Raw genomic sequence first — 8338 nt, 5'->3', positions numbered from 1 at the left:
GTGAGGGCGGGGTGTTCGCGTCCTTGTGTCAGTGCGGTGAGTGCGGTCAGGAGTTGGTCGCGGGTTTCGGCGACGATGCCGGCGCGTTCGTCGAACGCCGTTCTGGTCACCGCCAACGCCCGCGCCAGGCCGGGCAGCGAGACCCCGGGATCGTCGGAGACCTGGCGAGCCAGCCGGGCCGCCTGCTCGCGCAGTGCCTCCGGCGTACGCGCTGACAGCAGGAACAGGTGTGCGCCCGCCTCCTCGACCGGCGACGCCGACAGGACCGGCTCGGCTTGGACTGTCTCTGCCTGGACCGCCTCGGCCCGGACCGGCTCTGCCTGGACCGGCTCTGCCTGGACCGGCTCGGCCTCCGTGAACTCCTCGATGACGGCATGCGCGTTGGTCCCGCTCACGCCGAACGCCGAGACGGCGGCCCGGCGCGGGCGGCCGTTCCGCTCCCACGGCTGAGGGTCCGTCAGCAGGCTGACAGCCCCGGCCGACCAGTCCACGTGCGGCGTCGGCTCGTCCACGTGCAGCGTCTTCGGCAGCGTGTCGTGCCGCAGCGCCATCACCATCTTGATGACCCCGGCCACGCCCGCCGCCGGACCCGTGTGGCCGATGTTGGACTTGACCGAGCCCAGCCACAGCGGCCGTTCGGCGGGCCGCTCGCGGCCGTACGTCGCCAGCAGCGCGTTCGCCTCGATCGGGTCGCCGAGCCGCGTACCGGTGCCGTGCGCGTCCACGGCGTCCACATCTGCCGGTTCCAGGCGGGCGTTGGCCAGGGCGGCGCGGATGACGCGCTGCTGAGCCGGGCCGTTGGGGGCGGTCAGGCCGTTGCTCGCACCGTCCTGATTGACCGCCGAGCCCCGGATGACGGCGAGCACCTCGTGCCCGTTCCGCCGCGCGTCCGAAAGACGCTCAAGCAGCAGCATCCCGGCGCCCTCGCCCCAGGCCGTGCCGTCGGCCGCGCCCGCGAACGCCTTCACCCGCGCGTCCGGCGCAAGGCCGCGCTGCCGGCTGAAGTCGATGAACGCCCCGGGCGCCGCCAGCACGTTCACCCCGCCCGACAGCGCCATGGCGCAGTCGCCCTGCCGCAGCCCCTGGCACGCCAGATGCAGCGCCACCAGCGAGGCCGAGCACGCCGTGTCCACCGACACGGCAGGACCCTCAAGACCCAGCACGTACGACACACGACCCGAGGCCACACTGCCCGCGACGCCCGTCAGCCGGTGCGCCTCGATGTCCTCGTCCGTCTGGGCCAGGAACATCCCGTAGTCGTTGGTGGCCACCCCGGTGTACACGCCGGTCGTCGTGGAGCGCAGCGAGGCGGGGTCGATGCGGGCGCGCTCGATCGCCTCCCAGGAGGTCTCGAGGAGCAGCCGCTGCTGCGGGTCCATGGCCAGCGCCTCGCGGGGCGAGATCCCGAAGAAGTCGGCGTCGAACGCGGCGGCGTCGTAGAGGAAGGCGCCCTCGCGGACGTACGAGGTGCCGGGCTGGTCGGGGTCGGGGTCGTACAGCCCCTCGAGGTCCCAGCCACGGTCGGTCGGGAACGGGCCGGTGACGGCGCGGCCCTCGGTGACCAGCTGCCACAGGTCCTCGGGCGAGCGCACCCCGCCCCCGTAGCGGCAGGCCATGCCGACCACCGCGATCGGCTCGGTGCGGGCATCCTCCTCCGCCCGCAGCTTCCGGCGGGACTCGGCCAGCTCGACCGTGGCCCGTTTCAGGTACTCGCGCAGCTTCTTCTCGTCCGACATGGCGGCGTTCACCGGCTCTCGTTGTCGATGAAGTCGAAGAGGTCCTCGTCGGAGGCGTCCTCGATGCGGTCCTCGATCCGATCGGTGCCGTCGTCGGCCCCGTCTCCGACGGCCCCGCCTCCGACGGCCGGGCCGGACAGCTCGGTGAGCAGCGAGGCGAGGCCGTCGAGAATCCGCCCGCGCGCCTCGCCGTCGGACCCGGCCTCGGCGTACGCGGCGCGCAGCCGGTCGAGTTCGGCCCACCCGGTGGGCGCTGCCTGCGTGTCGGCCGACAGCTCCGCCCCCACGTACGCCGCGATCGCCTCGGGCGTCGGGTGGTCGAAGGCGAGGGTGGCGGGCAGCCGCAGGCCGGTGGCGAGGTTGAGGCGGTTGCGCAGGTTGAGCACGCCGAGCGAGTCGAAGCCGAGCTCCTTCAGCGGGCGCCCGGGGTCCACCGCCTCGGGTCCCGGGTGCCCGAGCACGGCCGCCGACTCGGTGCGCACCAGCGTGAGCAGGTGGCTTTTCCGGCCTGCCTCGTCCAGGTCCGCGAGCCTGCCGGCCAGGTCGCCGGCCGACTCGGCCAGGGCGTCGGCGTCGGGCACGGCCGGCAGCGCGGCGCCGGCGGCCGCCGCGTGCTCGAGCTGCTGCCGCCGCCAGGTGGCGAGCGCGGGCAGCGCATTGCGCAGCGGCGTGCCGGGCCGCACGCCCAGCGCCTCCGCGAGGCTCTCGGCGTCGTCCTCCTCCACGACCCGCCAGAACTCCTCACCGGCCGGGTCGGCTCGCCGGGACGCCACGGCGGCGTCGGCGTCGATCCAGAACGTCCGGCGCTGGAAGGCGTACGTCGGAAGGTCCACGGCGCTGGTCGCCTCGCCCAGCAGCGCGCCCCAGTCCACGGCCACGCCGCCCGCCCACGCCTCGCCCAGCGAGAGCAGGAACCGTCCGAGCCCGCCCTCCTGACGGCGCAGCGAGCCGACCGTGAGCACCTCGTCCGCCCCGGCCTCCTCGGCGGACTGCTGCACGCCAAGCGCCAGCAGCGGGTGCGGGCTCATCTCGACGAACGTTCGGTGCCCGGCCGCAAGGAGCGTCCCCGCGGCCAGGTCGAACCGCACCGGCTCGCGCAGGTTGCCGTACCAGTACGCGGCATCGAGCCGCGCGGCGCCGGCGCCGGCGTCGTGCATCTCGCCGGTGACGGAGGAGCAGAACGCCACGGCGGGCGGCGTCGGCGCGAGCGGCGCGAGCGCGGTAAGGAGCTCCTCGCGCGCGGGCTCGACGTACGCCGAGTGGCCGGCCTGCGCCGCGCGCAGCCGCCGTACCCGTACGCCCTCGCCCTCGCACTCGGCCGTCAGCTCCTCGCAGGCCGCCACGTCCCCGGCGACGACCACCGACGACGGGCCGTTGACGACCGCGACCGACAGCTTGCCCTCCCAGCGGGTGAGGCGTTTCGCCAGCTCGGCGACGGGCATCGCGATCGACACCATGCCCCCGGCCGGGAGCGTGATGATCGCCTTGCCGCGCAGCGCCACCACGCGGGCGCCGTCCTCAAGCGACAGCGCGCCCGCGACGCACGCCGCCGCGATCTCGCCCTGCGAGTGGCCGACGACGGCGTCAGGGGCGACCCCGACCGACTGCCACAGCGCGGCCAGCGACACCATCACGGCCCACAGCACCGGCTGCACGACGTCCACGCGCTCCAGCAGCCGCTCGTCGTGCAGAACCTCGGCGGGCGCGAAGTCCACGAAGGGCTCCAGCGCCTTCGCGCACTCCTCGAAGCGGGCCCGGAACACCGGGGAGGAGTCGAGGAGCCCGGCGGCCATGCCCGGCCACTGCGAGCCGTGGCCGGGAAAGACGAACACCGTCCTGTCGCGCTCGCGCGCCCGGCCGCGCACCGCGCCCGAAGGGGTCTCGGCGCGGGACAGGGCGTTCAGGGCGGCCAGCAGTTCCTCGCGGCCCTCGGGGGTGTGGGCGTCCGCCACGACGACGGCGCGGTGGTCGAACGCGGTGCGGGTGGTGGCCAACGCCCGGGCGACGTCCGGCAGCGGCAGATGGGGGTGGCCGGCCAGGTGGGCCTCGAGCCGGGCGGCCTGTGCGCGCAGCGCCTCCGGTGTGCGGCCGGAGAGCAGGAACGGCAGCGGCTCATCGGCGGTGTTCCCGTACCCGGTCGATGCGTCGGAAGCCTCGGGTCCGGCTTCCTGAGCTTCCTGAACTTCAGCTTCCTGAACTTCAGCTTCCTGAACTTCAGCTTCCTGAACTTCAACTTCCTGAATTTCCTGAGCCTGTTCGAGGATGACGTGGGCGTTGGTGCCGCTCACGCCGAACGCCGAGACGCCCGCGCGGCGCGGACGGCCGGTCTCCGGCCAGGGCCGGGCCTCGGTCAGGACGGAGACGGCCCCGGCCGACCAGTCGACCTGCGGCGTCGGCTCGTCCACATGGAGCGTCCTGGGCAGGGTGCCGTGGCGCATGGCCATCACCATCTTGATGACGCCGGCGACTCCGGCGGCGGCCTGGGTGTGGCCGATGTTGGACTTGATGGAGCCCAGCCACAGTGGCTCTTCGGCGGGCCGGTCGCGGCCGTACGTCGCCAGCAGCGCGTTCGCCTCGATCGGGTCGCCGAGTGGTGTGCCGGTGCCGTGGGCCTCCACGGCGTCCACATCTCCCGCTTCCAGGCGGGCGTTGGCCAGGGCGGCGCGGATGACGCGCTGCTGCGCCGGGCCGTTGGGGACCGTCAGGCCGCTGGACGCGCCGTCCTGGTTGGCCGCGGAGCCCCGGATGACGGCGAGCACCTCATGCCCGTTCCGCCGCGCGTCCGAAAGACGCTCCAGCAGGACCATTCCCGCACCCTCGCCCCAGGCGGTGCCGTCGGCCGCGCCCGCGAACGCCTTCACCCGGCCGTCGGCGGCCAGCGCCCGCTGGCGGCTGTGCTCCACGAAGACGAACGGCGTCGCCAGCAGCGCCACCCCGCCCGCGAGGGCCATGGCGCAGTCGCCCTGCCGCAGCCCCTGGCACGCCATGTGCAGCGCCACCAGCGAGGAGGAGCAGGCGGTGTCCACCGACACGGCAGGCCCCTCGAGGCCGAGGAAGTAGGAGACGCGGCCCGAGGCCACGCTGCCGTGGCTGCCGGTGGTGAGGTAGCCCTGCAGGTCCTCGGGCGGCTCGGGCAGACGGCTGATGTAGTCGTGGTACATCACGCCCGCGTACACCCCGGTCGGGGTGGAGCGCAGCGCGGTCGGGTCGATGCCGGCGCGCTCGATCGCTTCCCAGGAGGTCTCCAGGAGCAGTCGCTGCTGCGGGTCCATGGCCAGCGCCTCGCGCGGCGAGATCCCGAAGAAGTCGGCGTCGAACTCGGTGGCGTCGTGGACGAACGCCCCCTCGCGGACGTACGAGGTGCCGGGCTGGTCGGGGTCCGGGTCGTAGAGGCCCGCCAGGTCCCAGCCCCGGTTGGCGGGGAAGTCACCGACGGTGTCCTCGGCGGCGTCCGCCAGCGACCACAGCTCCTCGGGGGAGGACACGCCGCCGGGGTAGCGGCAGCCCATCCCGACGATGGCGATCGGTTCGGAGGCGGCGGTCTGGAGGTCCTGGTTCTGCTTCCGCAGCCGCGCCGTCTCCTTCAGCGAGTTCCGCAGCGCCGCGACGACTTCCTCAGCGGGATTGCTGGCCATGTTCTGTTTCTTCCTCTTCTTCTTCTTCGTCTCCGACGTCGTTGCCCGGGTCGTCACTGACCCGTCACTCGTCGGTCTGGCCTGCCATGCGGATCAGCTCATCGAGGTCGAGGGAGTCGATGCGTTCCGCCTCCTGGGCCGCCTCCTCGTCCGCGCGTTCGTCCGCCGTGCCATCGGCGGCGGCCGGCTCCTCCTCCGGGAACAGCTCGGACCGCAGCCGCTGCGCGAGCGCCTCCGGCGTGGGGTGGTCGAAGGCGACGGTGGCGGGCAGCCGCAGGCCGGTCGCCTTGCCGAGCCGGTTGCGCAGCTCGACCGAGGTGAGCGAGGTGAAGCCGAGGTCCTTGAAGCCACGGCGGGCCGCGATGCCGCCCGCCCCCGCCTCGCCATGACCGAGCACGGCCGCCACCTCGCTCCGTACGAGGGTCAGCAACGCCCGCTCCCGCTCCGCGGCCGGCAGGTCCGCAAGACGCTCGGCGAGCGACTCCGGCCGCTGCGCCGCCGCGCGGCGTGCCGTCGGCGTCCGCAGCAGGCCGCGCAGCATCGCCGGCGGCTCTTCGCCGCCGGACCTGGCGCGCATCCCGGCCAGGTCGAGCCGCGCCGGGACGGCGTGCGGCGTGCCGAGGGCGAGCGCGGTGTCGAACAGCTCCATGCCCTGCTCGGCGGAGAGCGCCACCATGCCCGTGGTGCGGGCGAGCCGGTCGATGTCGTCCCGGCTCAGCGTGGCCTCCATGCCGCCCTCGGCCCACAGGCCCCACGACAGCGAGACCGCGGGCAGGCCGTGGGCCGTCCGGTGCTGGGCGAGGGCGTCGAGCGAGGCGTTGGCCGCCGCGTAGTTGGCCTGGCCCGGTCCGCCGACGACGCCCTGCACGGAGGAGAAGAGGACGAACGCCGCGAGGTCGCGGTCCTTCGTCAGCTCGTGCAGGTGCCGGGCCGCCTCCGCCTTCGGGCGCAGCACGGCGTCGAGGTTCTCGGGGGTCAGGGACTCCACGACGGCGTCGGCCAGCACCCCGGCGGTGTGGACGACGGCGGTCAGCGGGTGCTCGTCCGGTACGCCCGTGAGCAGCGCGGCGAGCGCGTCCCGGTCGGCGACGTCGCAGGCGGCGACGGTCACCTCGGCGCCGAGAGCGGCGAGTTCGGCGGTCAGCTCGGCGGCGCCGGGGGCGGCGTCGCCCCGGCGGGACGTCAGCAGCAGGTGCCGCACGCCGTGCCGGGTCACCAGGTGGCGGGCGAGCAGCGCGCCGAGCGCGCCGGTGCCGCCGGTGATCAGCACGGTGCCTTCCGGGTTCCAGGCGAGGCCGGTCTCCGCGGGCGGCCGGGCCCGCGTCAGGCGGGGGACGAGCAAGGAGCCGCCCCTGAGGGCGAGTTGCGGCTCGTCGGCGGCGAGCGCGTCGGGCAGCACCATGGGCAGCAGGTCGGGGTCGTCCGTGTCGAGCAGCACGAAACGGTGGGGGTGCTCGGTCTGCGCCGAGCGGACCAGGCCCCAGACGGGCGCCTGGCCGAGGCCCGGTACGTCCTCGTCGGGGCGGGCGGCGACCGCGCCCCGCGTCACCAGCACCAGCCGGGTCGCGGCCAGCCGCTCATCGGCGATGAACCGCTGCACCAGGGCCAGCGCCTCGTGCGGCGATGCTGGCGTCGCCACGACGGCGTCGAGCGTGTTGGAGGCCTCGTCGAACTCCTCCAGGCCGGCCCAGCGGAGGGCCGGGGGCGCGGGGGGCGTCGTCATCGGCGTCCACTCCACACGGAAGAGGGCGTCCCCGTCGCCCGCGCCGCCGACGGCGGCGGCGAGCTGGTCGGACGCGACGGGGCGGCGCGCCATGGACGCGACCGACGCCACCGGCCGCCCCTCGGTGTCGGTGAACTGCAACGACACGGCGTCGGGCCCGGCAGCCGCCGACAGCCGCACGCGGACGGCCGACGCGCCGGTGGCGTGCAGGCGTACGCCGCTGAAGGCGAACGGCAGCCGCGTGTCGCCGGTCTGCGGCAGCGCGCCCAGTTCGATGGCGTGCAACGCCGAGTCAAGGAGCGCGGGATGGATGCCGAAGCCGTCGGCCCGGCCCGTCTCGTCCTCCGGCAGCGCCAGCTCGGCGAAGACCTGGCCGTCGAGCCGCCACGCGGCCCGCAGGCCCTGGAAGGCGGGCCCGTACTGGTAGCCGCTCTTCGCCAGCGTCTCGTACCAGCCGTCGAGCGCCACCGGCTCGGCGCCGGGCGGCGGCCAGGCGGAGGTCGCGGGGTCAGGAGCCGCCTCTCCGGGGGCCAGCACGCCGCTGGCGTGGCGCGTCCACCGGCCATCGGAACGGGAGTGGACGCTGACCGCCCGCCGGCCGGACTCGTCCGCCTCGCCCACCCGCACCTGTGCGTCGACGCCGCTGCCTTCGGTCTCCGGCAGCACGAGCGGGGCTTCGAGGGTCAGCTCCTCAAGCAGCTCGGCGCCGACCTGCCGTCCGGCGTGCAGCGCGGCCTCGACAAGACCGGCGCCGGGAAGCAGCACCGTGCCGAGGGCGGCGTGGTCGGCGAGCCAGGGGTGGTCGTCGAGCGAGAGACGGCCGGCGAGCACGAGCCCGTCGTCGTCGGCGAGCGGCACGGCCGTGGTGAGCAGCGGGTGCCCGGTGTCGCTCGCACGCCGTCCGCCGCCGGTGGGCGTGTCCAGCCAGTAGGTGCGGTGCTGGAAGGGGTAGGTGGGCAGATCGGCGGTCGGCCCGTCCTGGGGCGTGGGGGTGACGGAGTGTCCGAGGGTCCAGGCATGGGCCACCCCGGTCAGGAACTGTGCGGCCGTGCCTTTGTCGCGCCGCAGGCTGGTGACGGTGTGGGCGTCCTCGATGTGGTACGTGAGCACCGGGTGGGCGCTGGTTTCGATGAAGGTGTGGTGGCCGTCGGTGATGAGGTTGTTGATGGTGTGGTGGAAGGCGACGGGTTGGTGGCAGTTGTCGTACCAGTAGTCGGGGGTGAGTTTTTCGCCGGGGTGGGGGT

At 74.5% G+C, this 8338-nt stretch carries 3 protein-coding genes; all 3 read right to left on the bottom strand.

Features of this window, described 5'->3' with window-relative positions:
* Positions 1-1736, bottom strand: a 1736-nt coding sequence (locus E2651_RS38190) for a beta-ketoacyl synthase N-terminal-like domain-containing protein (protein WP_209446348.1), incomplete at its 3' end; no start/stop codon positions are given.
* Between the two features lie 8 nt (positions 1737-1744).
* On the bottom strand, positions 1745-5371 hold the full coding sequence (locus tag E2651_RS38185; protein ID WP_135335870.1) for a type I polyketide synthase: 3627 nt from the start codon (positions 5369-5371) through the stop codon (positions 1745-1747).
* Between the two features lie 64 nt (positions 5372-5435).
* The coding region (locus E2651_RS38180) for a type I polyketide synthase (RefSeq protein ID WP_135335869.1) at positions 5436-8338 on the bottom strand (2903 nt) is incomplete at its 5' end.

The organism is Streptomyces sp. MZ04 (assembly GCF_004684775.1).
Lineage (GTDB): Bacteria > Actinomycetota > Actinomycetes > Streptomycetales > Streptomycetaceae > Streptomyces.
Note: the sequence above shows the minus strand (reverse complement) of the source record. Positions and strands in the feature narration are given on the sequence as shown.

What these genes read in the sequence shown, in the direction of transcription:
- E2651_RS38185 (WP_135335870.1), bottom strand. Translation starts at nt 5,371, where the DNA reads ATGGCCAGCAATCCCGCTGAGGAAGTCGTCGCGGCGCTGCGGAACTCG.